The sequence below is a fragment of the Streptomyces sp. NPDC102467 genome, assembly GCF_044765445.1.
In the GTDB taxonomy this organism is placed as follows: domain Bacteria; phylum Actinomycetota; class Actinomycetes; order Streptomycetales; family Streptomycetaceae; genus Streptomyces.
The window spans coordinates 1-25,697 of the sequence record NZ_JBIWKA010000028.1; the positions used below are offsets into that span (position 1 = coordinate 1).

At 70.9% G+C, this 25,697-nt stretch carries 21 protein-coding genes; 8 read left to right on the forward strand and 13 right to left on the reverse strand.

Going from position 1 to position 25,697, the window contains the following annotated elements; genetic code table 11:
• Positions 1 to 125: 125 nt before the first annotated feature.
• Together ACIREE_RS39020 and ACIREE_RS39025 are read right to left on the reverse strand one after the other, a co-directional pair.
• Positions 126 to 1,664: an ISKra4 family transposase gene (locus ACIREE_RS39020; protein WP_404163765.1), complete on the reverse strand. Its 1,539-nt coding sequence runs from the start codon at positions 1,662 to 1,664 to the stop codon at positions 126 to 128.
• Positions 1,665 to 1,732: 68 nt separating this feature from the next.
• Positions 1,733 to 2,251 (reverse strand): hypothetical protein, encoded by a 519-nt coding sequence (locus tag ACIREE_RS39025; RefSeq protein ID WP_404163601.1) that lies wholly within the window; start codon positions 2,249 to 2,251, stop codon positions 1,733 to 1,735.
• A 156-nt stretch (positions 2,252 to 2,407) separates the two neighbouring features.
• On the opposite strand from ACIREE_RS39025, the gene ACIREE_RS39030 reads away from it, so the two are divergent.
• On the forward strand, positions 2,408 to 2,932 hold the full coding sequence (locus ACIREE_RS39030; RefSeq protein ID WP_404163604.1) for a hypothetical protein: 525 nt from the start codon (positions 2,408 to 2,410) through the stop codon (positions 2,930 to 2,932).
• Between the two features lie 494 nt (positions 2,933 to 3,426).
• Here ACIREE_RS39030 and ACIREE_RS39035 read toward each other — a convergent pair whose 3' ends face one another.
• From ACIREE_RS39035 to ACIREE_RS39050, 4 genes are all read right to left on the reverse strand, one after another.
• The gene (locus tag ACIREE_RS39035) at positions 3,427 to 4,224 is read right to left on the reverse strand and encodes a hypothetical protein (RefSeq protein ID WP_404163607.1); all 798 of its coding nucleotides are present in this window, start codon (positions 4,222 to 4,224) and stop codon (positions 3,427 to 3,429) included.
• A 609-nt stretch (positions 4,225 to 4,833) separates the two neighbouring features.
• Positions 4,834 to 5,724, reverse strand: coding sequence for a universal stress protein (locus ACIREE_RS39040; RefSeq protein WP_404163610.1), 891 nt, complete (start codon positions 5,722 to 5,724; stop codon positions 4,834 to 4,836).
• Positions 5,725 to 5,729: 5 nt separating this feature from the next.
• Positions 5,730 to 8,411 carry a pyruvate, phosphate dikinase gene (gene ppdK, locus ACIREE_RS39045; protein WP_404163612.1) on the reverse strand — a complete coding sequence of 894 codons (2,682 nt, stop codon included), beginning with the start codon at positions 8,409 to 8,411 and terminating at the stop codon, positions 5,730 to 5,732.
• Positions 8,412 to 8,439: 28 nt separating this feature from the next.
• Positions 8,440 to 9,321 (reverse strand): universal stress protein, encoded by an 882-nt coding sequence (locus ACIREE_RS39050; protein ID WP_404163615.1) that lies wholly within the window; start codon positions 9,319 to 9,321, stop codon positions 8,440 to 8,442.
• A 248-nt stretch (positions 9,322 to 9,569) separates the two neighbouring features.
• Here ACIREE_RS39050 and ACIREE_RS39055 point away from each other — a divergent pair, with 248 nt between their 5' ends.
• Positions 9,570 to 10,388 carry a universal stress protein gene (locus ACIREE_RS39055; RefSeq protein ID WP_404163618.1) on the forward strand — a complete coding sequence of 273 codons (819 nt, stop codon included), beginning with the start codon at positions 9,570 to 9,572 and terminating at the stop codon, positions 10,386 to 10,388.
• Between the two features lie 54 nt (positions 10,389 to 10,442).
• On the opposite strand, the gene ACIREE_RS39060 is transcribed toward ACIREE_RS39055, so the two are convergent.
• Genes ACIREE_RS39060 through ACIREE_RS39070 form a run of 3 tightly spaced genes read right to left on the reverse strand, consistent with a single transcriptional unit; the run spans position 10,443 to position 14,054 of the window.
• Complete coding sequence (locus ACIREE_RS39060) at positions 10,443 to 12,836, reverse strand: phosphoketolase (protein WP_404163621.1); 2,394 nt, start codon at positions 12,834 to 12,836, stop codon at positions 10,443 to 10,445.
• Positions 12,837 to 12,863: 27 nt separating this feature from the next.
• Positions 12,864 to 13,739: a universal stress protein gene (locus ACIREE_RS39065; RefSeq protein ID WP_404163767.1), complete on the reverse strand. Its 876-nt coding sequence runs from the start codon at positions 13,737 to 13,739 to the stop codon at positions 12,864 to 12,866.
• 30 nt (positions 13,740 to 13,769) lie between these two features.
• Positions 13,770 to 14,054, reverse strand: coding sequence for an SHOCT domain-containing protein (locus ACIREE_RS39070; RefSeq protein ID WP_404163624.1), 285 nt, complete (start codon positions 14,052 to 14,054; stop codon positions 13,770 to 13,772).
• A gap of 184 nt (positions 14,055 to 14,238) precedes the next feature.
• Here ACIREE_RS39070 and ACIREE_RS39075 point away from each other — a divergent pair, with 184 nt between their 5' ends.
• Positions 14,239 to 14,745: a hydrogenase maturation protease gene (locus ACIREE_RS39075; RefSeq protein ID WP_404163627.1), complete on the forward strand. Its 507-nt coding sequence runs from the start codon at positions 14,239 to 14,241 to the stop codon at positions 14,743 to 14,745.
• 75 nt (positions 14,746 to 14,820) lie between these two features.
• On the opposite strand, the gene gap is transcribed toward ACIREE_RS39075, so the two are convergent.
• Entirely contained in the window at positions 14,821 to 15,837 is a 1,017-nt protein-coding gene (gap, locus tag ACIREE_RS39080) for a type I glyceraldehyde-3-phosphate dehydrogenase (RefSeq protein ID WP_404163629.1), read from the reverse strand.
• A gap of 627 nt (positions 15,838 to 16,464) precedes the next feature.
• On the opposite strand from gap, the gene hypF reads away from it, so the two are divergent.
• The 5 genes from hypF (at position 16,465) to ACIREE_RS39105 (ending at position 23,058) form a co-directional block, all read left to right on the forward strand.
• Positions 16,465 to 18,786, forward strand: a complete 2,322-nt coding sequence (gene hypF / locus ACIREE_RS39085; RefSeq protein WP_404163632.1) for a carbamoyltransferase HypF — start codon at positions 16,465 to 16,467, stop codon at positions 18,784 to 18,786.
• Positions 18,786 to 19,064: a HypC/HybG/HupF family hydrogenase formation chaperone gene (locus ACIREE_RS39090; protein ID WP_404163635.1), complete on the forward strand. Its 279-nt coding sequence runs from the start codon at positions 18,786 to 18,788 to the stop codon at positions 19,062 to 19,064. The genes hypF and ACIREE_RS39090 overlap by 1 nt, the downstream gene beginning before the upstream one ends.
• Positions 19,065 to 19,159: 95 nt before the next feature.
• Positions 19,160 to 21,880, forward strand: a complete 2,721-nt coding sequence (locus ACIREE_RS39095; protein WP_404163638.1) for a GNAT family N-acetyltransferase — start codon at positions 19,160 to 19,162, stop codon at positions 21,878 to 21,880.
• 26 nt (positions 21,881 to 21,906) lie between these two features.
• Complete coding sequence (locus ACIREE_RS39100) at positions 21,907 to 22,644, forward strand: CBS domain-containing protein (RefSeq protein ID WP_404163641.1); 738 nt, start codon at positions 21,907 to 21,909, stop codon at positions 22,642 to 22,644.
• 51 nt (positions 22,645 to 22,695) lie between these two features.
• Entirely contained in the window at positions 22,696 to 23,058 is a 363-nt protein-coding gene (locus tag ACIREE_RS39105) for a hypothetical protein (protein WP_404163643.1), read from the forward strand.
• 21 nt (positions 23,059 to 23,079) lie between these two features.
• Here the strand turns inward: ACIREE_RS39105 and ACIREE_RS39110 are convergent, their stop codons facing one another.
• The 3 genes from ACIREE_RS39110 to ACIREE_RS39120 are packed head-to-tail and all read right to left on the reverse strand — an operon-like array spanning position 23,080 to position 25,654.
• Positions 23,080 to 23,847, reverse strand: coding sequence for an FAD:protein FMN transferase (locus tag ACIREE_RS39110; protein ID WP_404163646.1), 768 nt, complete (start codon positions 23,845 to 23,847; stop codon positions 23,080 to 23,082).
• The gene (locus ACIREE_RS39115) at positions 23,840 to 24,283 is read right to left on the reverse strand and encodes an FMN-binding protein (protein ID WP_404163649.1); all 444 of its coding nucleotides are present in this window, start codon (positions 24,281 to 24,283) and stop codon (positions 23,840 to 23,842) included. Before ACIREE_RS39115 ends, ACIREE_RS39110 begins: the two co-directional genes overlap by 8 nt.
• A 9-nt stretch (positions 24,284 to 24,292) precedes the next feature.
• Positions 24,293 to 25,654 carry a ferric reductase-like transmembrane domain-containing protein gene (locus tag ACIREE_RS39120; protein WP_404163652.1) on the reverse strand — a complete coding sequence of 454 codons (1,362 nt, stop codon included), beginning with the start codon at positions 25,652 to 25,654 and terminating at the stop codon, positions 24,293 to 24,295.
• Between the last annotated feature and the right edge of the window lie 43 nt (positions 25,655 to 25,697).

Below are 25,697 nucleotides of genomic sequence, written 5' to 3' on the forward strand. Positions count from 1 at the left end.
CAGCGTTCAAGGTCGGCCTGACGGCAGGTGGCAAGGCTGAGGTTCTCGTCCTCGAGCCAGTCCAGAAGGCAGACGGCCGCCCGCAGATGTTGCCGGGTGTGGATCCTCTGGAGTGGCGGTCGGGATCAAGCGGTGAGGCGGTAGTTCTGCTGGTCAGGGCTGGGGTAGAGGCGCTTGTGTTCGCGGGCCATGTGGAAAATCCAGTAGTCCTCGAAGTCTCCATTCGTGATCAGTGCGCGGAGTTGGAGTACGGTTTCGGCGCCGTCGAGTCCCCAGCGGGCGCCGGTGATGTCGAGGCGGTCGGCGATCAGGTGGCGGCAGGCGCCTTCGACGGCTCCGGTGGCGATCGGCCAGCCGGCCGCGAGGGCGGTGTCGTAGTGGAGTTGGTCGAGGTGACCGGTGAGGTAGCGGGCGCAGGTGGTGACGGCGTCGCGGCGGGTGCGGGAAAGCTGTTCGGCCGCGGCCTGAGCAGTCATATCTTGGGCTGCGCGGCCAGCTTGTCCGGCGAGGATAGCGGTGAGTTTGTCCGCGGCCCAGGTCTCGGCCTCGCGGCTGCCGACCGGGTGGAAGGCATGCGCGGCCGTCCATGTGTACTCGGCGACGTGCATGAAGTCGAGCAGGACATGAATTTGGATGCCACGGCGGGCGGCTTCCTCGTGAATCAGGTCGAGTTGGTGGCGGGCGCCGTCGACGAGCACGATCCAGTCCCGCAAATGCTGCGGGTCGCGGGATGTGGCCTGGGCGAAGGCATCAGTGACGACTTGCTCCGGGGGATGGATCACCGAGGCGGTACACCATTTCCGCTGAGCTTTCGGCCCTGGCCGCACCGGCCGGGCTTCGCTGCGGCCGCCGGGTGGATGAATGATGTCGTGCGGCCGACGCGAGGCGGGAACGGTATCGAAGACGCAGGCCACCGTCGCCATCCTCTTGCGGTTGGGCTTCTCGCCGGGGGCGAGGCGTCCGCGCCGGCCGGCCGCCGCGCTCGTGGCCGCCGCCCGCCGGGTGGCCTCGCGCAGGGCTTCGGGGCGCATCACGACTCCCTTCCCATCGACTTGGATGACCAGGGGCATCTCGCGGGTGCACGGGGTGGGGATCTTCGCCGTGTAGTAGACGGCGATGTCGACCGCTGAGGCGATCAGCAGTTCTTTGAGACGGCGCTTGCCCAGCACCTTGCCGCATCGTCGATCGATCGCGGCGGCGGCCTGGTCGAACGAGCCTCTCACGGCTTCGAGGACGGCGAGCCGGACCAGTCCTCGTGAGTGCCGGCCGGCGGGCAGCGACAACGCTTCGTCCGCCGGGTGCACGTTGGCAACGCTGCGGCCGCGATAGGCGATCCGGGTCACCCGAACCGGCCCGAACACACAGGTCAGCAGACGATGGTGCCCCCGCTCCCGCCAGGTCCGAGGCCGTCCTTCCGGACCGAGTACCAGCGGCTGCCCTCCGTCCGCTCGCATTGTTTCCTCCTCCTTCCTGGCTCGCTGATCGAGGTGGTTCTGCATCAGCTGCCGCAGCAGTTCGCGTCCCAGTTGTTCGAGCTGGGCTTCGAGTTCGTCATGCGGCATGTTCGCTGCCGGGCCGTCGGCCAGCGTCGAGATGAGGCGTTCGAAGGCATCACGGGAGGCGGAGTACGGATCAGGCTCGGGTAAGGGGTCGTACGGTTGCATCGTGGGCTCTTCTTCGGGAGTGATTCGTTTGGTTGGCACCTTCGAATCTACGGAGAAGAGCCCCTTGGTCACCGGGAGTTGGTGCGGTCGTGTCCCGGACCTTGTCGGGCGAGGGTGAACTGTCCCGGCGCGTCCTCGTCCAGCCAGCCGCGCTCGACCAGACGCTTCAGCTTTCCCAGGGTGCCTTCGATCTTCCCGGTCGTCGTCGGCAACCCGATCCGTGGCACGATCTGCTTGGCCTGCACCGGTCCCGGCGCATCAGCGATGATCTCCACGATGTCCCGGTAGACATCCGGCAACACCGCCACGACCAGCCCCTCGCGCCACGGCGGCACCATCATCACCCCAACGCCATGAGGCGCCGACGTCTCGTTCGTCTCCGGAGCGTCCGGCTCAGCCGCAGTGTTCGCGGCCGACAGCTCCGCCAGCACCTTCGCGACGGTATCCCGCGTGATCTCCAGCCGTGACAGATCCTCCCGCGCCTTCTCCAGCCGGATGGCCAACTCTGCTGCCTCGACCTGGAGTTTTTCCACCTTCTGCCGAGCCGTGGCCTCTCTCGCTTGCAGTTCCTCCGGCAAAGACACCATGGCGCCCCACCTCCACTCTGCAACGGTAGGAGCAAGCCGCCGTCTCCCGCACTGTCAATCAGCGTCTTCCCAGGTCATCCACCCCCGAGAGGAAGCACACATGAATCTGTTGGCGCTGATGCGACGAGGATGCGAGGCTGCCGTCCCAAGGCACCGATGAAGAAGGCCCAGATGACGCACGCCGAGGCACTCAAGCAGCTCAGCCACCATGCGCGCGAGAGGGCATTCGGCAGGCACGTCGGCTCCGACCGCCTCATTCAGATCGGGCTGGATGCTCTGATCGAGGGCGTTGAGAGTCCTTCACTCGCCATGCTGGCGGGACTCCTTCGCAGCGAGGAGCCCGAAGCACCCGAGCTCTTCGACCAGGTGCTGGAGGAGCTGGGGCTGGCCTTTCACCCACCGACCGACCCCCGGGCCGCGAAATGGGCGATGGCCTACTGGGTCGTCGGCCAGATCGTGGATGGGTCTCTCGACCCGGCCACCGGGACACACCTCATCTGGGCAGACATCGCTTATGACCTTGGATATCCAGAGAACCTGCAACCTCTCGTCTCCTGCGCAATCAATCTGGATGGCTGGGAAGAGAGCTGGGGGGTCTCGCGTGAAGAGCTCGACCGGGAAGCAGTCGAAGCTGCCAACCAGTTCCTGAGTAGACGACCCCGGCTCGACGACCAGCACTGACCCGCAGGTCACATCGAGCCGAGCATCACTTCAAAGGATCCGCACCCTTCCGCTTCTGCGGCACCAAGTATCTCAGCTGGGCCCCGCCTACGTGGAAGACCTACTGCACCGACGAGATCTACGTGTGACCGCCCGGCCGCGGTTCGTCGACGGCCGACACGATCCTCGGCCCGCCTCAGCCACCGCCAGAGTGACGGCCTGCGCGCGCATGCCCTCCCCGGGAGCGTGAGCAGTGAGCTGGTGGCGCAGGGCGAGGATCTCCGCGTCTTTGTCGCGGGCGCTCACCGCAACAACCGCGGTGCGTCGAACAGGTTGGTGACGGCCAGACAGCCCGGACCAAGCAGCAAGAACGCCTGTCCTGCCGCACCGGCGAAGACGCTCCTGAGCTGTATGTCGTCAGGGTGAGTAGGCTGGCGCTTGCCGGGCGATCGAACGGCAGGCGGAGGGCTCTCGGGCAGCTGGCGCGAGATGCGCCGGGGCCCCAGGGCCGCAGGTTACCGCTGGCTGGTGGCCATGTAGGTGCCATGCCAGGTGTGCTCCCAGACCCGGCCTGTGGAGGCGTTGACGGACAGCATGCCGGTGATCTTCCCGGACTGCATGGTGTGCAGGGTGTAGTAGCCAGGGTAGGACTCCGGGTCGCCCGCGGTCAGGGCGGTGCCGTGGTCGCGGAGCCACTGGGAGGCGATGCGCCGGGCTTGCGCGGTCGAGACCCGGGCCCGGCTCTGGCTGCCATAGTGCATGCCGTAAGTGGTGTTCCACATCATCGCGGGCCCGTACTCGATCTGCACGGCGCCGCCGGCCGGGTTGACCAGGATCTCGGTGGCCGGCCGGCCACTGGTGTTTTCCAACTCGGCGTAGAAGTTCTTCGAGAACTGCATGACCTCACCGACCCGCAGGCCGAGCCGGTCGGCGAACGCCATCGCCCGCTGGCGGGCCTGGCCGAGGGTCTGCACCTGGCTGCCGTTGCCCGCCAGCCACCAGTTCCCCATCATGCTGTTGCCCATCATGCCGGGCGCCCATGAGCCCTGGCCGCCGCCCATCATGTTGGAGCCCCCGTCGCCGCGCCACGTGTCCGGCCCCCACCCGCTGGTCGGCCCCGTGGCAGGAGCGCTGTTCGCCCCCGACGTCGGGGGGCTGCTGCCCGGGGCAGTGCTGACCGACGCGGTGGGAGCGCGGCTGGAGGTTCCGGCGTTGCCGGAGGCACCGCTATTCGCGCCGCAGGCACCGATGGCCACTGTGCCCGCCAGGGCCAGGGCCGCGACAGCGGCGGCATGTGCACGCCTGCTGATCATGGTCCTCACCTCTGTGGTCGATCCTCGTCTGCGGCCGCCGTGCAGTGGTTGCCCGCTCGTCTGCATGCCAGCCTCCCATCGCGCCGGCGGCCGTCCAAGGGCCGTTCGGCCCACCCGATCGGCCCTTACTAGTGAGGTCGATCTTGAACAATGGAGAACCCCGGCCGGGTGATGGGATCAACCGCCGCGTTGGGGAGTCGGAGCCGGTTGGAAGTCGGATCGTCCGTTGGCGAGGTCGACAGTGAGACGCTGTGTCGCCATCTCTTTGCGCAGGTCGCAGCACCATAAGGTGCGGTGGCAATGGTGCTTGCCGTTCGGCTGGGCACCGATGGACGGGCGGCCGAGCTCAGCCCGCTGGAACCGGATGAACCGATCTGGTAGACGAACGGACGACGCAACCGCGGGGAAGGATGCATCCCCAGCCATGCAACTACGAGGCCGACGACTTGGCCGTGCTGTTCGCATGACTTCCGCGGTGACCGCGATCACCGACAGATCAGCGGAGTCCGTCCCCCGCGAGACGTCCTCGGGCAACGCAGTCCCACACCGCGTCAATATGAGGATGGAAGGCGCGCACTCGGTCCGTAGGGGCGGTCGGCCGTTGACGCGTCACCCGTGCGGAACGATCGCGACGGGGCAGGCGACGTGGTGGATGAGGGCATGGGCCACCGGGCCGGTGCGGGATCCGACGGCCTGGCGGCGCAGGCGGCGGCCGATGACGAGCAGGCACGCGCCTCGGGACGCACGTACGAGTTGATGAACTGCCGCTCGCCCTTCGACGAGAGTCTCCTGGACGCAGACCTCGGGGAACTTCTCGGCCCAGGGCCTCAGCAGTGTCGTCAGGGCACGTTCGGCCTCGGCCTTAACAGCCGCACGATGGGTGGGGTCCGGCAGAACAGCGGTGTACGGGAGGTGCCAGGCGTGCACCGCACGCAGGGGTGCGCCGCGCAACGTGGCCTCCTGGAAGGCGAATTCGATGACCGGGTCGGCGAGGGGCGACACGTCGACGGCGAGCGCTACATCACGGAAGCGGCCAGGTACGGAGTCGTGCGCGGGCAGCCGTTCGTCCGTGGCCGCGATGCCTGCCCGTACGAGGACGACGGGGCAGTGTGCGCGGCCCGCGATGGCCAGGGCGACGGACCCGGCGAGCGCCCCGCTGACCGCGCCGAAGCCCTGGCTGCCGAGGACGAGCAGTTCGGCGTGCTCGGTCTCGGCGAGCAGGGCCTGCGTGGGCGGTCGGCGGATCTGTTCGGCGGCGATGTACAACTTCGGTTGTTGGGCCGCTAGTTGCTCGGTGGTGGTGCGCAGGATGCGGCGGGCCCAGTACTGGGGAGCGCGCAGTTCGGGCAGGTCCGCCTCGGTACCGTCCGGGGGCAGGCCCTCCCAGGCGTGGACCAGGCGTACCGGGAGTCCCCGGCGCAGGGCTTCGCGGGCGGCCCAGTGGGCTGCCGCGGTGCTTTCGCGTGAACCGTCGAGACCGACGACGATCGGCTTCAGCATCGTTGTCACCTGCTTTCGGGCGCGTGCGGTGAGTCGGTGAGAGTGGCGCGGCCTGCTTCGAGGCGGGCGACCGGGATGCGGTATGGGGAGCAGGAGACGTAGTCCAGGCCGGCCCGGTGGAAGAAGTGGATGGAGTCGGGGTCGCCGGCGTGCTCGCCGCAAACGCCGGTCTGGAGATGGGAGTTGGCGGCGCGGCCGTCGCGTACGGCGAGGGCTATCAGCGCGCCGACCCCTTCCTCGTCCAGTGTCTCGAAGGGGGATGCGGTGACGATGCCGCGGTCGAGGTAGTGCGGGAGGAACGAGGCTTCCGCGTCGTCACGGGACAGGCCCCAGGTGGTCTGGGTGAGGTCGTTGGTGCCGAAGGAGAAGAAGTCGGCGCAGCGCGCGAGGGTGTTCGCCGTGAGTGCGGCCCGGGGCAGTTCGATCATTGTTCCGATGGGCAGGTGCAGGGTGCGGCCGTTCTCGGCGCTGACCTCGGCGAGTGTGTGCTCGACCAGTTCGCGGGTCTGTCGCAGCTCTTCGGCGGTCGCGACGAGCGGGATCATGATTTCGGCGCGGGGTGTGCCGCCGTCGTGCAGGCGGCGTGCCACTGCCTCGGCGATCGCGCGCACCTGGGTGGTGACGAGGCCGGGCACGGTGAGGCCGAGGCGTACGCCGCGCAGGCCGAGCATGGGGTTGTGTTCGTGCAACCGGGCGACTGCGGCGAGGAGTTCGCGGTCGTGGTCGGTGGGGTGGGCTGTCGTCGCGATGCGCGTGGCGAGGTCCGTGTGGTCGGGCAGGAATTCGTGCAGGGGTGGGTCGAGCAGGCGGATGGTGACCGGCAGGCCGTCCATGGCTTTCAGGATGCCGATGAAGTCCTTGCGCTGCAGGGGCAGCAGGGCGGCGAGGGCGTTGCGGCGTTCGGTGTCGTCGCCGGCCAGAATCATGGCCTCGACGAGTTCCTTGCGGGCGCCGAGGAACATGTGCTCGGTGCGGCACAGGCCGATGCCCTGGGCGCCGAGGAGGCGGGCGAGGGCGGCGTCCTGCGGCGTGTCGGCGTTGGCGCGTACGTCGAGGTGGCGCACGGAGTCGGCGTGGGTGAGGGCGTGCTGGACGGCGTCGGCGAGGGGGCTGGTGCGCAGGCCGGTCGTCAGGGTTTGGCGGACGTCGGAGTCCGTCAGGGGCAGCGCGCCGAAATACACGGTGCCGGCGGTGCCGTCGACGGAGAGCGTGTCGCCCTCGCAGACAACTGTCCCGCTGTTGGTGGTGAGCTGGCGGGCCGCCTGATCCACGGTGAGGATGTCGGCTCCGCACACGCACACCTTTCCCATGCCGCGGGCTACTACAGCGGCGTGGCTGGTTTTGCCGCCGCGGCTGGTGACGACGGCGCCAGCGGCGATCATGCCCGGCAGATCGTCCGGGCTGGTCTCGCGGCGGACAAGGATGGTGTGCTGCCCGGCCTTGGCGCGGCGGATCGCGGCGGCCGAGTCGAAGACGACGACGCCTACGGCCGCGCCCGGCGATGCGGGCACGCCGACGGCCAGGGGTACGTCGGTGGGCCGGGTGGCGAAGCGGGGGAACATCAGGCGGGTCAGGGATGCGCCGTCGACGCGGGCCAGGGCCTCGTCGTCGGTGAGGGTCTTCTCGTGGTGGAGGTCGTAGGCGATGCGGAACGTGGCTTCGGCGGTGCGCTGACCGACGCGTGTCTGCAGGATCCACAGCTTCCCGCGCTCGATGGTGAATTCGACGTCGCAGAGGTCACGGTAGTGGTGTTCCAGGGTGTGCAGGTGAGATTCGAGTTCCGTGAATGCGCGGGGGTTGAGGGTGTGCAGCGCGTCCAGGGGCTGAGTGTCGCGGGCCCCGGCGACCACGTCCTCGCCCTGGGCGTTGGGCAGGTAGTCGCCGTACGGGCCGTGGGCGCCGGTGGCGGGGTCGCGGGTGAAGGCGACGCCGGTGCCGGAGTCCTCACCGAGGTTGCCGAAGACCATGGCCTGGATGGTCACGGCGGTGCCGAGGTCGTCGGGGATGTGGTGGTCGGCGCGGTAGAGGCGGGCGCGTTCGCCGTTCCAGGACGCGAAGACGGCACGCAGGGCGCGATGCAATTGCGCGGCGGGGTCTTGCGGGAAGTCCTTGCCGCTCTCGCGGCGGATGATCTCCTTGAACTCCTGTGTGAGCCGCATGGGTTCGGAGCCGTCGCCCCGCACGCTGCGGCTGTGGTGGCGGGCGGCAGCAGTCTCGAACAGGGCGCTGTCCACCCCCATGACCGTATGGCCGAACATCTGGAGCAGACGTCGGTAGGAGTCCCAGGCGGGCTGTTCCTTGCCCATCGCCGCGGCGAGCGCGATGACGGAGGTGTCGTTCAGACCGATGTCGAGGATCGTCTCCATCATGCCGGGCATGGAGAAGCGGGCGCCGGAGCGTACGGAGACGAGCAGTGGGTCGTCTGCGGCGCCGAGGGCGCGGCCGATGGACCGTTCCAGGTCGGCCAGGGCGTGGGCGACTTCGACGCCGAGTTCGGGCGGTTCGGTCCCGGTGGCGAGGTAGCGGCGGCACGCCTCGGTGGTAACGGTGAAACCGGGCGGCACGGGCAGGCCAAGGCGGCTCATCTCGGCGAGGCCCGCGCCCTTGCCGCCGAGGACGTCGCTCAACTCGCGGCTCCCGTCGGCGAAGGTGTACACGTAGCGCGTGGTCGGCTGCGTCGTGTTCATCGCAGACCTCTCAGGAGCAGCGGTCGGGTCAGTCATGCGGGACGACGGCGACGGGGCACGCCGCGTGGTGGATCACCGCGTGGGTGACGGGCCCGGCGTGGGCACCAAGGTGCGGTTCGGGGTAGCAGCGCCTCCCCACCACCACGAGGTCGGCGCCGGAGGCCGCCATGAGGAGCAGAGCCTGCGCACGGCCTTCGGCAACGGTGCGGGTCACCTCGACGTCGAGGTACTTGTCCTGCCAGGTCCGCAGCACCGCTTCCTGGAAGCCCTCCCATTCCTGGGCCCGCAGTGGGCCTTCGGCCAGGGCGACTTCGCCGGGGCCGACGCTCAGCAGGTGCGGGCCGTGCCAGGCGGACACCACGTGAAGCCGGGCTCCGTGCCTCCACGCCGATGCGAAGGCGAAGTCGATGACGTCGTCGCACGGGTCGTCGAGGTCGAGGCCGAGGACGACCTCCCGGCCTTCGTCGGCTCGCTCGACGGCGGCCTCCCTCACCAACACCACCGGGCACGCTGCCCGCCCTACGACACCGCCCGCTACCGACCCGACGAGCAGGCCCGACAAGGCGCCCAGACCGCGCGAGCCCAGGACCAGTGCCCCTGCTCGCTCGGCGATACGCAGGAGCGCGGCGGTCGCCGGGCCCGGGACGGTCTCGGTCGTCACATGCGTGGACCGGATCACGGAGGTGACCTGCCTCGCCGTGGCCTGTACGAGGGCGTGTGCACGACGACGCTGTCCGGTCGCATCCGCCTCACTGGCCGGCGGGTTAGGGCTCCAGTTCCAGGCGTGCACCAGATGCAGCGGGACGTCTCGGAGCAGCGCCTCCCGGGCCGCCCACAGCGCGGCGGCACGGCTCTGTGCCGACTCGTCGACACCGACGACGACGGGGTGTTCGATCGTGGGGCGTGTCATGGCATCTCACCTCCGGATCGGCCGCTTTCGCAGCGGACGAAGCACTGGAGCGGACGGCTCACGGGGTGACCGATCCGCCCTGGGGTGCGGCTTCGTCATGCTCATCGTTTCGCCGTTGAGCAGTGCCCTGGAGGGGCCGCCGGGCCCCGGTTGTGGTCCATACGGCCCATGCGGCGTCGGCCTGTTCGGCCGCACTCTTGAAGTGGCGCAGGGGCCAGTGACCCGGAGCTGCTGCAAAAGGGGTGGCCATGAATCAGGTCGTCGTGGTCGGGATCGACGGATCGGCCCGTGCCCGTGCCGCTGCGCGTTGGGCCGCTCAGGAGGCTGTACTGCGCGGGGGGCCGCTGTGCATCGCGTACGCCACGACCGGCCCTCGTCTCCCCGCATCTTCCGCGGCGCTCGACGAAGTGCGGAAGGAGGTGACCGTAAGGCATCCCGCGCTGTCGGTGGGGACACGGATGCTGTCCGGGCAGCCCCTGGAGTCGTTGCTCGCATGTGCCGAGCACACGGGCCTTTTGGTGGTCGGGCTGCGCGGCGCCGACGGTTTCGCCGGGCTCGCCCTGGGCTCGGTGGCGCTCGGTGCCGCGGCGCGGGCTTCGGTGCCGGTGGCGCTCGTCCCCGGCCCGCTCGACGGCCATCGTCCGCCGGTGCGCCCGGACCAGGTCATGCTGGGAATCGACGCCCGCGCTCCGCTCGACGGCGCGATCGACTGCGCGTTCACCGCAGCCCGGCGGGGCGGGCTGCGACTGCACGCGGTGCACGCGTGGTCATTGCCGCCGTCCCCCGAGTGGCGCGGGCATTGGTGGCTTCCGGCCAAGGACCGGGCCTCCTGGGAGGATCAGGAGGTTCAGTCACTGTCCGACGCGCTCAGCCCTTGGCGTGCGAAGTATCCCTCGGTGCGGGTGCTGGAGGATGTCGTCCTGTTCGAGCCCGGGCACGCACTGGTCCGGGCGGCCGCCTCCGCCGAAGTGCTGGTGGTGGGGCGGTGTGAGGCCGGGCGTCTGGGACCGGTGGTGCTCGGCCTGCTGCCGCACGCCCGCTGCCCGGTGGTCGTGGCTCCGTCCTAGACCTTGGGCCACAGCCACCGGGCGGATGTCCCGCAGCAGGGCCCAAGGAGCGGCTCAGCCGGTCCAGGACCAGTGTGCGATCTCCGGCAGATCGGTGCCGTGCTCGCGGATCCAGGCCTGATGGCGGGTGCGGGCGTCGGCCATGGCCTGGCGGAGCGCGGCGGCGCGTACCGCCAGGCCCGGTACGCGATCGATGACGTCCATGACGAGCCGGTACCGGTCGAGGTCGTTGCGGACCACCATGTCGAACGGTGTCGTCGTCGTGCCCGACTCCTTGTAACCGCGTACGTGGAGGTGGGCGTGGCCGGCGCGGCGGTAGGCGAGGCGGTGGATCAGCCACGGGTAGCCGTGGTAGGCGAAGATCACCGGTTTGTCGGCGGTGAACAACGCGTCGTACTCGAAGTCCGGCATACCGTGCGGGTGTTCCTCGCGCGGCATGAGGCGTGCCATGTCGACGACGTTGACGACACGAACGGCGAGTTCGGGCAGGTGCTCGCGCAACAGCATCGCCGTGGCAAGGACCTCCTGTGTGGGGACATCGCCCGCGCAGGCCAGGACCACGTCGGGCTCGCGGCTGCCGTCGTCGGTGCCGGCCCACTCCCACACTCCGGCCCCGCGCGCGCAGTGGGCGCGGGCCTCGTCGAGGGAGAGCCAGTCGAAGCAGGGCTGTTTGCCCGCGACGACGACGTTGACGTAGTCGCGGCTGTGCAGGACGTGTTCGGCGACGGAGAGCAGCGTGTTGGCGTCCGGCGGCAGATAGACCCGTACGACATCGGGGCTTTTGTTGAGGACGTGGTCGATGAAGCCGGGGTCCTGGTGCGAGAAGCCGTTGTGGTCCTGGCGCCACACGTGTGAGGTGAGCAGGTAGTTGAGGGAGGGGATCGGGGCACGCCATGCCAGCCGGCGCGCGGTCCTGAGCCATTTGATGTGCTGGATGACCATGGAGTCGACGATGTGGACGAAGGCCTCGTAGCAGGAGAACAGGCCGTGGCGGCCGGTGAGGTTGTAGCCCTCCAGCCAGCCCTGGCAGACGTGTTCGGAGAGGATTTCCATGACGCGGCCGTCGCGGGCCAGGTGTTCGTCGGTCGCTACCGTCTGTGCCTGCCAGGCCTTGCCGGTGACGTCGAAGAGAGCCTCCAGGCGGTTCGAGGCGGTCTCATCGGGGCCGACGACACGGAAGTCGCGACGCTCGGCGGTGTCCCGCATGACCTGGGCGAGCAGACCGCCCAGGACTCGGGTGGGTTCGTGGAGCGTGGTGCCCGGCTTTTCGACGGGGACGGCGAAGTGCTCCAGCGGGGCGGTGGGCAGGTCCCGGGTCAGCAGGCCGCCGTTGGCGTGTCGGGTGGCGCCGAGGCGGCGGTCGCCCTCGGGGACGTACCGCAGGACCAGCGGCGTCGGGTGTCCCGCGGCATCGAACAGCTCCTGCGGACGGTAGGAGCGCAGCCATGCCTCCAACTGATGCAGGTGATCGGGGTTTTCGCGGACGTGCGCGAGCGGCACCTGATGTGCGCGCCAGGTCCCCTCGACCGGCTCGTTGTCGACTGTGCGCGGGCCCGTCCAGCCCTTCGGGGTGCGCAGCACGATGACGGGCCAGCGGGCGCGGCCGTGGTCCTCGGCCTGTCGTGCGGCGCGGGCCTCGTGCTGGATGGCCGTGATCCGGTCGAGGGCCTGGTCCAGGGCGGCGGCCAGCTCCCGGTGCACGTGGAGGGGGTCTGTGCCGGTGACGTGGAGCGGTTCGTGGCCGTATCCCCGCAGAAGGTGGTCCAGTTCGGCCTCGGGCAGCCGGGACAGGACGGTCGGATTGGCGATCTTGTAGCCGTTGAGGTGGAGGACCGGCAGGACCGCGCCGTCATGGACCGGGTCGAGGAACTTGTTGGAATGCCAGGATGCCGCGAGTGGTCCGGTCTCCGCCTCGCCGTCGCCGATCACGCAGGCGACCAGCAGGTCCGGGTTGTCGAGGGCGGCTCCGTATGCGTGCGCGAGCGAGTAGCCGAGTTCGCCGCCCTCGTGGATCGAACCGGGTGTCTCGGGGGCGACGTGGCTCGGTACGCCGCCGGGGAAGGAGAACTGCCGGAACAGGCGCGCCATGCCGGCCGCATCGCGGGGGACGTCGGGGTACGTCGCTGAATAGCTGCCCTCCAGCCAGGAGTTGGCCAGCACGGCGGGGCCGCCGTGGCCCGGACCCCAGATGCACAGGGCCTCCCTGTCCCGTTCCTTGATGATCCGGTTGAGATGCGTGTGCACGAGATTGAGGCCGGGGGACGTACCCCAGTGACCGAGCAGGCGCGGCTTGATGTGCTCGGGGGTCAGCGGTTCGGTGAGCAGCGGATTGCCGAGCAGGTAGATCTGCCCGACCGTCAGGTAGTTCGCGGCACGCCAGTGTGCGTTCAGAGCATGCAGGTCGGCATCGGTCAGGGGTACGCGGCCGTGCTGTTTCGTCTTGTGCATGAGGCCTCCACGGGTGCCGTCGAGAAGTCAGCTGCGCTGCGGGACGATCGCCACCGGGCACTGGGCGTGGTGCAGTAACACATGTCCCACGCGGCCCAGTTGAAGCCCGAAGTGGCCGTGGCGGCGGCGCGCGCCCACCACCACGAGGTCGGCGGCGGCCGTGCGGTGCAGCAGCACCGCGCTGGCCGGGCCCTCGACGACGCTGTGGCGCACCTTCGCACGGGGGTGTCCGGTCGGTGCGTCGGACAGGGCCGCGTCAAGTACTTCGCCGGCCCGCCGCTGGTGCTCGTGTCCGGGTTCCGCGCTGTTCAGGGGGTTGTCGTCGCTCTCGTGCGCGGGGCAGCGCCAGGCTCGTACAGCATCAACGGTGCAGTGCCGTGCCGTCGCCTCGCGGAGGGCGAAGTCCACGGCCGCCGATGACTGGTCGGCCTCGCCCACTCCCAGCAGGATCCGACCGTGGGTACCTTCGATGCCCTCCTTGTCACCACGTACGACGATCACGGGGCATTGGGCGCGGCCCGCCACCGTGAGGCCGACCGATCCCAGGAGCAGACCGGCGACCTCACCTCGGCCGCGGCACCCGGTCACCACGGCCCAGGCGTTGGCGCTTTCGTGCAGCAGGGCGGAGGCCGCCTCGTCAGGGAGGACGCCGGTGCTCACCCGGACGTCGGGGCGCCGCAGCTGGGCACGGTGGGCCGCGGAGCCGACCGTGTTCTCTGCGAAGATCTGCTCGGAGGGGCGGGCGAGGCTGCCGGTGAGCGCGACACCTTCGTAGCGCTCCCACATCGACGCGTACACAAGCCTCACGGGCAGCCCGTGCCGGGCAGCCTCGTCCATGGCCCAGTCCACCGCGGCCAGGCTGGAGTCCGATCCGTCCACGCCCACGACCAGGGGCAGTTCCATCGTGCCCACCGCCTTCCTTCTCAACGTCGGCTACTTCCCGGTGGACGGCCCGTCCTTCTCCATCCGGCCTGGTGCGTGCAGTGCCGCCAGGCGTCGGTGGTACTCGTCCTCGTCGATCTCGCCTCGGGCGAAGCGTTCCGCCAGCATCCGATCGGGCGAGGGGCGTTCATGCTTCATGGGGCCTTGGGACAACAGAGCCGTGGCGCGCAGCACCATCACCGCCACAACGATGATCAGCAGGACGAGCAGCAGCACGCTCACTGTCGTCGCCCATCCCCAGCCGTTCATGTGGCCGTAGTTGTCGTTGCGGAACATGGCGGGTCGCCCCCTCGGGAGTCGCATGGTCCGAGCCGTGTGGCCTTCAGGGCGAGCCTTGCACTGAACCCACCCGGTGTGAGGGGGTCGCTTCGGCCCTCATCGGGGACGTTCGGCCCCCTGCCCGGACCACCGGGTGTGTCAACGATGGCCTCACGGCACTGTCCCAGGGGAAGGAGCCGGCATGTCCGCAGGTGCACGCATCGTGGTCATCGGCGTCGGCAACGAGTTCCGGCACGACGACGGGCTCGGGCCGGCGGTGATCACGCGGCTCGGTGAGCGCGCCGTGGCCCGTCCTTTGCCGGTCGGCACCGCTCTGACCACCTGTGACGGCGAGCCAGGGCGGCTGCTCGGCCTGTGGGAGAACGCCGAGCTGGCAGTCGTCGTCGACGCCGCTCACTCCGCGCCGCCGCACCCCGGCCGGGTGCACCGGCTGGACCTGGACAGCGCCGAGCTGGGCCGTGTGAGCGCGACGAGTTCACACGGTCTCGGCCTGGGCGAGGCCGTCGAGCTCTCCCGCGTCCTGGGCCGCCTGCCGGCACACCTGGTGGTGTACGCGGTAGAGGGCGTCGACCGGACTGTCGGAACCGGGCTGTCCGAGGCGGTCGCGCGACAAGTGGACACTCTGGCCGACTCCGTGGAAGCGGACATCGGGCGACATCGCAGCGCGGCCGCCGCTCGCCGGACATAGCCACCTCGGTTCGGCCACGGCGCGGTCCCGGCCGCGGGCCCCGTATCGGGGAGGCGCCCTCACTTTCTCGCGCGGTTAGCGAGTTGCGACGTATCCGGTGAGATCGAGGAGCCGGTTGGTGTAGCCCCACTCGTTGTCGTACCAGCCGAACACCTTGACCAGGTCGCCGTGCACCTGCGTGAGCGGAGCATCGAGCACGCACGAAGCCGGGTCACCCACCACGTCGCGCGAGACGATCGGCGCGTCCGATACGCGCAGGATCCCCTTCAGCGAGCCGTCCGCTGCCTCCCGGAACGCGCCATTGACGGCATCGGCGTCAGCGGGACGGTCGAGCACCACGGTCAGGTCCGTGAGCGAGCCGTCCTCGACGGGCACACGGACGGCGACACCGTCCAGAGTGCCGGCCAGCTCCGGCAGCACCAGACCCACGGCCCGGGCCGCGCCGGTGCTCGTCGGGATGATGTTCACCGCGGCGGAGCGTCCTCGGCGCAGATCCTTGTGCGGGCCATCCAGAACCACTTGGTCGTTGGTGTAGCCGTGGATGGTCGTCATCAGCCCCCTGGCGACGCCGAATGCCTCGTGCAGCACCTTCATCATCGGCGCCACGCAGTTGGTGGTGCACGAGGCATTGGAGACCACATGGTGGTGCTCCGGGTCGTACGTACCCTCGTTGACCCCCATGACCAGGGTGGCGTCGACGTCCCTGCCCGGCACCGACAACAGCACCGTTCGGACTCCCGACTTGAGATGGGCTCCCGCGTCATGACGCGTACGGAACCGCCCGGTCGACTCGATCACCACGTCCACCCCGAAGCGCTCCCAGGGCACATCGGCCGGATCACGCTCCGACGTCACCGCGATTCGATGTCCCGCGACCATCAGGGACTGGTCGTCCTGCTCCACGGGCACCCCCAGCCGACCATATGTCGAGTCGAACCGGAGCAGATGGGCCAGCACCGTGGGCGCGGCAATGTCGTTGACTGCCACGACCTGAACCGGTGTACCGGAAGGATGCTGCGCACGGTCCAGCACACACCGCAGATAGTCACGTCCGATACGCCCGAACCCATTGATTCCCACGCGCACGCTCACGTCCCCTGCCCTCCAGACCGCACCGCCTCCGGGTGCACCGCCAGTCTCCGCGCGGACGTCGGAGCCGCCATGAGCCAAGTGGGGTTCACCTGCGGGTCGTTCGGCCTCTCCCGCTGCCGGTCCCGGGAATGGACGTCGAGGCCGCCCCAGCCGGTCGGGCGGTGTGCCGCGAACCCGGCCCGGAACTCAAAGGATCTGGTCCGATTCTTCCACAGCCCCACCTCCGGGCTACGTCTCCCCCGCCCCCTTCCGCGTGCCGGCTGCCCTGCCGCCAATTCGACTTGTAGGCGCAGTAGTTCCCGCTCATACACCGCGCGGGACAGTCGTGACGACCCGCCCCGCGCCGCACCCCTGTTCTGGACCACTGTTCCTCCCACCGTCCGGCCGGATCTCGCGCCGTCGACGCTCGCTTGCCAAGGTGTGGTCCCACCGTCCGCGCCGCCTTCGTTGCGGCGTGCGCTGATCGGTGCGGCCTGCGGCGCACGGGCATCCGCCGGGAGCCTCGCACCGAATCCCTCCACTGCGAGAGGGCTCTTCGTCCCCGATCGGGGACGTTCGGCCCCCTGCCGAGGCCCGCTGGGCGCGCCGATGATGACCCCACGGCTTCGAGAGAGAGGGGAAGCCGACATGGCAGAGACCGCTCAGGCCGTGCAGACCTGGCACATCGCCGTGTTCGGGCGGGTACAGGGCGTCGGTTTCCGGCCGTTCGTGCATCGCACGGCCCATGCGCTGGGCGTCACGGGCTGGGTCCGCAACCGCGACGGCCACGTGGAGGTCACCGCCCGCGCGAGTGTCCCTGCCCTGCGCCACCTGGTCGGACACCTCCGGGAGCAGGCGCCGCCCCGTGCCGCCGTGCGCAACATCGAGGTAACGCGCATGTCGGACCACGGGCCGTACCCCTCGGGCGGGTTCGTGGTTCTCCCCAGTCCCCGAAACGAGCCGTCGGGCGGGGGCGGCGCACGCGAGGTCCCCCCGGACGCCGCCCTGTGCGAGGCGTGCCTGAGTGAACTGTTCGACCCGGCCGACCGCCGCTTCCGCTACCCCTTCATCACCTGCTCCGACTGCGGCCCCCGCGCCACGGTCATCGAGGCGCTGCCCTACGACCGCGCCCGCACCGCCATGCGGGACTTCCCGCTGTGTGCGGCCTGCACCGCCGAGTACACCGATCCTGCCGACCGCCGCTTCCATGCCGAGCCGCTGGCCTGCGCCGCCTGCGGGCCCCGTCTGGCCTGGGACGAGTTGACCGGCGACACCGCCCTCAAGTCGGCGGTGCGGGCCATCGAGGACGGCGGCATCGTCGCGATGAAGGGCCTGGGCGGCTATCAAATCATCTGCGACGCGACGCAGTCGGCGGCCGTCACCGAGCTGCGGCGCCGTAAGCACCGGCCGTCGAAGCCGTTCGCGGTCATGGTCAGCGATGTCGCCGCCGCCCGCCGGCTGGCCAGGATCGGGACGACCGAGCAGGCCGCCCTCTGTGGCCCGCAGCGGCCGATCGTGCTCCTGGACGCCCAGGCCGTCCTGCCCGGGGTCGCCCCCGGGCAGCGGCGCGTCGGTCTGTTCCTTCCCACCACCGGCCTGCACCACCTCCTCCTGCGCGCCCTCAACCGGCCCCTCGTTGTCACCAGCGGCAACCACGCCGGCGGCCCGATCACGATCGACGACGGTGAGGCACGCCGCACGCTCGCCGGGCTCGCGGACGGTTTCCTCACCCACGACCGGCCCATCACCGCCCGCTACGACGACTCCGTCGTCCAGCGCGTCGGCCGCCGTGTGCGCACCGTGCGCAGGGCTCGCGGTCTGGCACCCGCGCCCCTCGCGCTCCCGGTCTCCGCCGCGCACCCCCTGGTGGCGGCCGGGGCCCAGCTCAAGCACACCTTCACCCTCGTCGAGCAGCACCGGGCTCACCTCGGCCCGCACACCGGCGACCTGGCGGACGGGGCGACATACGACGCCTTCCGGTCCTCGTACGCGGACCTGGCCCGGCTCACCGGCATCGCGCCCCGCGCCGTCGCCCACGACCTGCACCCCGGCTACCTGTCCACCCAATGGGCACGCGCCCTTCCGGGAACCACATGCATCCCGGTGCAGCACCATCACGCGCACGTCGCCGCGGTGGCCGCCGAGCACGGGCTGCACACCCCGTTCCTCGGCGTCGCCTACGACGGCCTCGGCCTGGGCGACGACGGAATGCTGTGGGGCGGCGAGATCCTGCTCGCCACGCTCACCGGCTACCAGCGCGTGGGCCGCTTCGCCCGCGCACCGCTGCCCGGCGGCGAATCCGCCGTCCGCCACCCCTGGCGCACGGCCCTGGGACACCTGTACGGCGGCGAGCCACTGGGCACGCCGCCGCCCCCGCCGTGGCTGACCCACACCTTCACGCGGCAGCTCGACCCGGGGCGGGCCGACCGCGTGGCCACGATCATCCGCCGCGGCGTGAACTGCCCGCCCGCCTCCAGCGCCGGCCGGCTCTTCGACACGGTGGCGAGCCTGCTCGGTCTGAGCCCAGGTGTGGTGTCGTACGAGGGCGAGGCCGCCGTCGCCCTGGAGAACGCGGCGGACGGGGTACGACGGCCTGTTCGCGCACTGCCGTGGCGCCTTGCCCGGGTGGACGGGCTGTGGGTGTACAACCCGGCACCGACCCTGACCGCGGTCCTGGAACGTCACGCCGAGGGCAATGACGTGTCCTGCACGGCGGCCGCGTTCCACACCACCGTCGCGGAGGTGACCGCGGCACTCGTGGAACGGGTGGTGGCCGACGGCGGACCGCGCACCGTCTGCCTGGGAGGCGGCTGCTTCGTCAACCGCCGCCTGCTGAGCGCCACTTCGCGACTGCTGCGCGCGCAGGGCTTGCGGGTGCTCACCGGCGGCGCCGTCCCGGTGAACGACGGCGGCATCAGTTTCGGGCAGGCGGCCGTCGCCGCAGCCCTCACGAGCGAAGGACGTACGTGATGTGTCTCGGTATCCCCGGCCGGGTGCTCGGCGTCCACGACGACGCCGGAGTGCGCATGGGCAGCGTCGACTTCGGCGGTGTACGGCGGGAGGTCTGCCTCGCCTACACCCCGGAGGCCGTCGTCGGGACGTATGTCGTCGTCCACGTCGGCTTCGCCATCGCCTACGTCGATGAGGCCGAGGCCGAGCGGACTCTCGACGTGCTGCGGGCGATGGCCGATCAGGTCGAGGGCGAACTCGGCGAACCGCTGCCGGGCGGCCGAGCGGCGGCTTTCTGAGGGCCCGTTGGCCCGGACCGCTGCCCACCCGGCCCCTCGGGCGGTGCGGGCGCACGGTGAACGCTGGCAGTGCCCGCATGGAGGAAGGGACGACGATGACCGAGAGCCACGAACAGGGATCGGCACAAAGCGCTGCCACACCGGTGCACGCGCTCCTCGCGGACGGCACCACCGTGCGCATCCGGCGCGCGGGCCCGCCGGACCGGGCAGCCGTGTTGCGCCTGTACGAGACCATGTCGCCGGAGCACTTGCGGCTGCGGTTCTTCTCACTCAGCCGCGCCTCCGCCGGCCAGGCCGCCGATCGCATCGCCCGTGCGCCGCGTCCCGAATATCTGGCCCTTGCCGCCGAGCACGACGGCGGGCTCGTCGGCCTGGCCGAGTACGAACGCATCCCGGACCGTGAGGGCAATGCCGAGATCTCCCTCGCCGTCGACGACCACTGGCATCACAAGGGCGTCGGCACGCTGCTCCTGGAACACCTCGCGGACGCCGCCCGCACCGCCGGCATCACCGCATTCGCCGCGGACGCGCTCGCCGAGAACCACGAGGTCCTCAAGGTCTTCGCCGACCTGGGCCTGCACACCGAGCGCGCCTTCGACGGGCCTGAGATCCACTGCACCATCCGACTCGCAGAGGGCGAGGACTACTTGAGGGCCGTCGAAGCACGCGGCAGCGTCGCCGACATCGCCAGTCTGGAGCCGCTGCTGCGCCCGCGCGCCGTCGCCGTTATCGGTGTCGGCCGCAGCCCCGGCTCGGTCGGCCGGGCCATCCTGCACAATCTGCGCACCGAATGCTTCACCGGGCGCCTGTTCGCCGTGCACCCCAAGGCGGCCAACCTGCTCGGCGTGCCCACCCATCCGTCCGTGGCGGCGCTCCCTCAGGTACCCGATCTCGCGGTGATCGCCGTGCCGGCGGCGTCGGTGGCCCAGGTCGCCGGAGAGTGCGGCCGCGCCGGGGTACGCGCCCTGCTGGTCGTGTCCGCCGGGTTCGACGCCGCACAGGCCGCCGAACTCACCTCCGTCTGCCGCCGGTTCGGCATGCGCCTGGCCGGTCCCAACTGTCTGGGCCTGGCCAACACCGACGACAGCGTCCGGCTCGACGCGACCTTCGCCGCCCGGCACCCGGGCCCGGGCACAGCGGGCGTGGCGGTGCAGTCCGGCGGGGTCGGCATCGCGCTGCTCGACGGCCTTGCCCGACTCGGCATCGGGGTGTCGTCGTTCGTGTCGCTCGGCGACAAGTACGACGTCAGCGGCAACGACCTGCTCCAGTGGTGGGAGAACGACGGCCGCACCGACCTGGCGTTGCTGCACCTGGAGTCGTTCGGCAATCCGCGCGCCTTCTCGCGCACCGCGCGGCGCGTGGCCCGCGCCATGCCGGTGCTGACCGTGGACGCGGGCCGGTCCGAGGCCGGGCGGCGTGCCGCCGCCTCGCACACCGCCGCCGCTGCCACGCGCACCATGACCCGGCAGGCACTGTTCGCGCAGGCCGGCGTCACCGCGACCCGCACCGTCGGTGAACTCCTGGACACTGCTGCGCTGCTGCACGCGCAGCCGCTGCCGGCGGGTACCCGGGTTGCCGTGGTCAGCAACGCGGGCGGCATCGGTGTGCTGGCGGCGGACGCCTGCGCCGAGGCGGGGCTCAGCGTGCCACCGCTTCCTTCCGCCCTCGTGGACGAGCTGCTGGCCGTGCTCCCCCAAAACGCCCGCGCGTACAACCCCGTCGATGTGACGGCGGCCGTCGCGGAGGAGCAGCTGCGCGACTGTGTCGCCCTGTTGGCGTCGCACGGTGCGGTCGACGCGGTGCTGGTGGCGCTGGTGCCGACGGCAGTGGCCACCGCGACCGGCGACGACCTGACCCGGGCGCTCACCGGGATACCGGCCGCGCTGCCGCGCCCGGTAATCGCCGTGCTGCCCGCGCAGGCGGCACGCGTCGAGGTACTGCGCGTGCCGTCGAACCCCCACGCCGGGGTGCCCGCGTACAGCGATGCGCAGGACGCGGCGCGGGCCCTCGGCCACGCCTGCGCCCGGGCCCGGTGGCTGGCCCAGGAACCCGGGACCGTACCGGAGTCGAAGGAGGTGGAGACGGCGGCGGCGCGGGCCGTGGCCGACGCCTACCTGACCGGGCACCCCGACGGCGGCTGGCTCGACCCCCAGACCACCGCCGCGCTTCTGGCCGCCTACCGGATCCCGCAACTGCCGTGGGCGTGGGCCCGCGACGAGGACGAAGCAGTCCTCGCCGCAGAGCGCCTCGCGGGCCCCGGTGGACAGGTCGTGATGAAGGCGTACTGGCCCGGCCTGCTGCACAAGAGCGAGCAGCGCGCCCTCCACCTCGATCTGCGGGGATCCTCGCAAGTGCGGGCCGCACACCGGGACTTGGTCACCCGGTTCGGCGGCCTGATGACCGGAGTGGTCGTGCAGCCGCTCGCCGAACGCGGCACCGAACTGTTCGCCGGACTGGTCCAGGACGACGTGTTCGGCCCGCTCGTGGTCTTCGGGCTCGGCGGCACAGCCACCGACCTGCTCGCCGACCGGACCGGCCGGCTCGCCCCGCTCACCGACCGCGACGTGCGCGAGCTGCTCACCGCGCCGCTCTGCGCCCCGCTCCTGTTCGGCTACGCGGGCCGGCCCGCCGCCGACCTGGACGCCCTGGAGCAGTTGCTGCACCGGCTGTCCCGGATGGCGTGTGACCTGCCTCAGCTCGCGGAGGCGGACCTGAACCCGGTTCTGTCCGGACCGCACGGCATCACCGCCCTCGACGTCCGCATCCGGCTCACACCGCGCCAGGCCCACGACCCCTACCTTCGCCGCCTGCGCTGATCCCGACGACCGCACCGGAGGTTCCCGTGAAACACACCACGACCGGCGCGGTCATGGTCACCGACGTCGTGACCGCCCGCCGCGGCACCCCGTTCAAGGAGGTCACCCAGCTCCTCGCCGAGCATCACATCAGCGGCCTGCCCGTCCTCGACGAGGACGACCACGTCGCCGGAGTGATCTCCGAGACCGACCTGCTGCGTCACCAGGCCGAGCAGCGGGAACCGGACGAGAGGCCCGGTCCCGCGCGCACCCGGTTGCGTCATCTGCTCTCGCGCAACCGGCAGTCGGCGGCCAAGGCCGTCGCGCGCACGGCGGGCGGCCTGATGTCGGCGCCCGCCCGCACCGTACGGGCCGACGCGACCGTCGCCGAAGCCGCCCGCACCATGACCGAGCACAACGTCGAACGGCTGCCCGTCGTCGACGAGGAGGACCGGCTCGTCGGCATCGTCACCCGCCGCGACCTGCTCCAGGTCTTCCTGGTCCCCGACGCCGAGATCCGGCGCGCCGTCATCGAGGAGGTCCTGGTCCGTGTCCTGTGGCTGGCTCCGCGCAGCATCACGATCGACGTCCACGAGGGCGTGGTCACCCTCAACGGGCAACTGGAGCGGCGCAGCGAGCGCGACATCGCGCTGGCCATGACGCGTCGCATGGACGGAGTCGTCGGCGTCGTCGACGAGCTGACGCACCGCATCGACGACTCCCACCAACGCCCCGGCGAACAGGCCCTGCACGGCATCGCCGACGACTGGCTGCGCAAGCTCTGATCCGGACCGAAGCCAGCACCCGTTCGGGCCCAAGCAGGGAGCGATCCGCCGGTGAGCGCGGCTGTCCAGCCTCCGTACACCACGCGGCACATCGTGGTGGGTGTCGACAGCTCCGAGGTCTCAGTGACCGCCCTGCGCCGGGCCGCCCGGCAGCCGTCCGCCCTGGGCCCCCACGTGGCCGCGGTCCTCGCCCGGGAACCGCCACCGGGCGGCCTCGCCCCCGACGCGCCACCCGGAGCGTCACCGGCGCGGTGCGGATGGCGTTCGGTGCGGGCAGCGACGTCACCGCCCGGGATGCGCATGGCCGCCAGGGAGATACCTCTTGTCTTCGGTGCCCTGCCGGGCGAACTGCCCTTCTGCGGGCATGAACTCGTGTCGGGGCATCCGCCCCAGCCACCCTGGCAGCGAGGCTGAAGGAGTGTGGAGCCCGCCTCCTCACGATCCGTACCGGCTGAACCCCCGGGTTCGCCAGGTCCCCCCATCGGGGCGAATGACCAGCGCCTCGTATCCGTCCAGTGCGTCCAGCCAGGCATATGCGGCCTCACCGCGGGCGAACGCGGCCGTGGCGTGGACGTCGGTCATGGTGAGGCCGGGCCCGACGACCGTGACGGAGGCGAGCCCGGTGGCGGGGACCCTGCGATGCGGGTCGAGGATGTGGGCGCCGCGCTCGGCGGTGCCCGAGGTGGCGATGGCCAGGTCGCGGGCGGCGGTCACCACGGTGATCAGTTCGCCCGGGTGCAGCGGGTGGGCGATGCCGATGCGCCAGGGACGGCCGGGCCCCGCGTGTCCTCTCACTTGGATGTCGCCACCGCCGTTGATACAGGTGTTGTAGGCGCCGGCCTCGTGCAGGAGTCGGGAAGCGGTCTCCGTGGCCCAGCCCTTGACCAGGCCGGACGGGTCGAGGGAGCCGTTGGCGAAGGTGTCGAACCAGCCGTCGGTCAGCTGGGTCGCCCGGGCGCAGAGTGACAGTACGTCGCGGACCTCGGGCGGGCAGTCCGCGAGGCGGAGTTCCCCGCGGTCCAGGCGCCGTATGTGGCTGTCGGGACGGTAGGTGGAGAACACGGCGTCCACGCCATGGAGCCGGCGTACGGCCGCGGCGAGGGCCCGGTGAATGGCAGGGGTGGGGTGGTCGCGGATGTCGAAGGAGAAGACCGTGCCCATGACGTGCTCGACATGGCGCAGTCCGTGGACGGTGTCAGGCATGGGCCTGGTCCAGGGCGCTCTGCAGGGACTGGATGTAGCCCTGGCTGGTGTAACTGGCGCCGGAGACCGCGTCGATGTGCGCGCTCTGGGCACCGACCGCCTCCTGGGTGAGGCGGGGCAGGGCGTAGGCCGCGATCTGCTGGTCGCGGCCGCTGCCGTCCGGGGCCTGCAGCACGCGCACCCTGGTGATCTTCCCGTTGTCGAGGGTGGCGGCGACCTGCACGGTGCCGTACCGGGTCGCGATGGGGTCGCCGGTGAACGTGCCCGTCCTGGCCGCTCCGCCCGTCGTGGTGCTGGACGGGGTGGGGCCGGACGAGGAGGTGGTCGGCGTGCGTGGTGCGGGCCCTGCCAGGGTGGGCAGGTGGTGGGGTTTGAGGGCCAGCAGCGCGACGACAACGGCGCTGATCCCGGCGGTAGACAGGACGGCTCGGCGCATCGGATCTCCTCAGAACGCGAACGACTCGTGGTGGATACGCCGCTCCGGCACGCCGGCCTCTCGCAGGGCCTGGATCGCGGCCCGGGTCATCCCGGGCGGCCCGCACAGGAACACGTCGTGCGCCGCGAGATCCGGCACGAGGGCCGCCAGCGCCTGCGGGGTGAGCGGCGCCGAACAGTGGGCCGGCTCGTCCACGAAGTAGTGGACGACGGCGTGCCGGCGGGTCGCGATCGCGTCGAGCTCGCGGCGCAGGGCAAGGTCGGCGGCGGTCCGTGCCCGGTAGATCAGCGTCACCTGTCCTGGCAGCGTCTCGAACAGCGCACGCAGCGGGGTGATACCGACGCCGCCGGCGAGGAGCAGGACCTTTGCTGCGGTGCGGCGCCGTTCAGTGAGACCGCCGTACGGTCCCTCGGCCCACACCCGGGTTCCCGGTGCGAGATGGGCGAGCGCGGCGCTGTGGCCACCGGACGCCTTTACGGTGATGCGCAGGTTCTGGGGGTGTGCGGGAGCGGAGAGGGAGTAGGGGTTGGCCGTCCACCACAGTCCCCGGGCAAGAAACCGCCAGCGCAGGAACTGCCCGGGCACGCCACCCAGCTCGTCCAGGTGCTCGCCGGTGAGGTGGACGGAGACCACGCCCGGTGCCTCCTCATGGACGCCGGTCACGCGCAGCCGGTGGCGCAGGCCGCGGCGCAGGGGGACCGCGAACCGGTACCAGAACAGCAGGGCGGAGACACCGAGGAAGAGGGCGTACCAGGCGGCCTGGGCCGTGCGGTTGCCGCCGAAGTCGGCACCGTTGGAGAGCTGGTGTCCGAAGGTGAGGAAGACCGCCAGGTAGGTGGCGAAGTGCAGGTAGTGCCAGGTCTCGTAGCTCAGCTTTCGGCGGGCCGCGCGCGCGGAGAGGGCGCCGGTGGCGACGAACAGCAGGAAGCCCGCGGTGCCTTTGAGGAGGTCCGGATAGTGCAGCACCAGCGTGGAGGTCTGGGCGACCACGCCGGTGTGCGAGGTCAGGGAGTAGCCCCAGATGATCAGCAGGGTGTGGGCGAGTGCCAGCGAGATCGTGCACCGGCCGCCGCGGGCGTGCCAGCGTGCCAGGCGATCGGTGCCGATGGAGTGGTCGAGGAGCGGGACGCGGGCCATCAGGGCCAGCAGCACGGCGCAGGCGTATCCGGCGAGAAGTCCGGTGATGCGTCCCGCCCCGGTGAGCCATCCTGCCGGGCCGACGACGGCGTTCGTGTCGCTCCACCACAGGGCCAGTACGCCCGCGGCGCCGCCCCAGATCGCCAGCGAGGCGAGCACGGGCACGACGGTGCGACGGGGGCGGTTGTGACGCGTTTTGCCGCTCGCGCGGGTCGTGGGACAGGTGGCGGTCATGAGACTCCTCCGGCGGCTCTCGCTCGGGCGCTGGAGCCGCCAC